Source organism: Moorena sp. SIO4E2, assembly GCF_010671945.1.
Classification (GTDB): domain Bacteria; phylum Cyanobacteriota; class Cyanobacteriia; order Cyanobacteriales; family Coleofasciculaceae; genus Moorena; species Moorena producens.
In genome coordinates this window covers 1-1132 of the sequence record NZ_JAAHIE010001367.1, presented here as the reverse complement: position 1 = coordinate 1132, position 1132 = coordinate 1, and the positions used below count along the sequence as shown (strand labels likewise).

Annotated in this window: 2 protein-coding genes; both read right to left on the bottom strand. The window is 43.2% G+C overall.

Annotated elements, in window-relative coordinates:
• Window positions 1-534: helix-hairpin-helix domain-containing protein (locus tag F6K37_RS43735; RefSeq protein ID WP_502887847.1), on the bottom strand; the 534-nt coding region annotated here is incomplete at its 3' end.
• Between the two features lie 195 nt (window positions 535-729).
• Window positions 730-918 carry a hypothetical protein gene (locus F6K37_RS43730; protein WP_287257391.1) on the bottom strand — a complete coding sequence of 63 codons (189 nt, stop codon included), beginning with the start codon at window positions 916-918 and terminating at the stop codon, window positions 730-732.
• Window positions 919-1132 lie beyond the last annotated feature (214 nt).

The window sequence follows — 1132 nt, the reverse complement described above, 5'->3', positions numbered from 1 at the left end:
TTGCTGGCGGTTGGGCTGAATGCTATCAAAGGCACCACAGTAAATCAATGCTTCCAAACCACGGCGGTTAAGGGTGCGCAAATCCACGCGATCGCATAAATCTGCCAAAGCCTTAAACTCACCACCAGTCTCCCGAGCCTTGATAATACAATTAATTGCTCCGTGTCCCAAATTCCGGATTGCTGAAAACCCGAACAATATACTATTAGAGATTGGGGTAAAATCAAAATCAGAACGATTGATATCCGGTGGCAAAATCTCAATCCCCATGGTTGAGCAAGTAGCAATATATTTCTGTATCTTGTCCGTGCTGTTACTACTCGCTGTCAGCAGCGCTGCCATATATTCAACTGGGTAATTCGCCTTGAGATAGGCAGTTTGATAGGTTACATAGCCATAGGCGGTAGAGTGGGATTTGTTGAAGCAATTGGAAGCAACCATACCGTTTGCCAAAATAAAATTATGGTCGCTCTTGACACCAATATCATAGACAGGTTTAGTGCCTAAGGATTTGCGACTGATGATTTTAACCATCCCATGATTTTCTCCTTTACTCTGTAGACAAATGGAGATTTAACCTCCAGAATAACTATAGCTTTTTTTGATTATATAAACAAGCGCTCAATGGTCAAGTTTTATAATAATTTTATTCCTGATTTGACGGTTGACTGTTAACTGGTTACTGGTTACAAACCACTGTCAACCGTCCAAGAACAACCAGTTATTTATTTACTTATTATCTAATTCCTCCCCAGTATCAAAAATAATCACAAATTCGACATCAGGCATCAGCTGTCGGAGACGGCGCAGGTGACCCTCTGCATCAGAACGGTTACGGAAGCGAGCAACAACCACTCGTTGGATTTTGGGTAATAACCGCACAATTACCCACGGACTAAGACGGTCTCGATAGGTCATAATTAAATTATCTGGGCGACCGAAGAAGGCGCTCAAAGGAGTGAAGGTTCCGTAACCTTCCGATCAGCTAGGGTTCAAGCGAAGTTCCCACCCAAAGGGGCATAACGAGATGGATATCAACGGCTCACAAGCTGAGGTACTCCCGAATTGTTATGTCTCACAGCTAGAGGGTAATGCGTAACCAGAAGCATATACCGCATGATAATGGAACGTT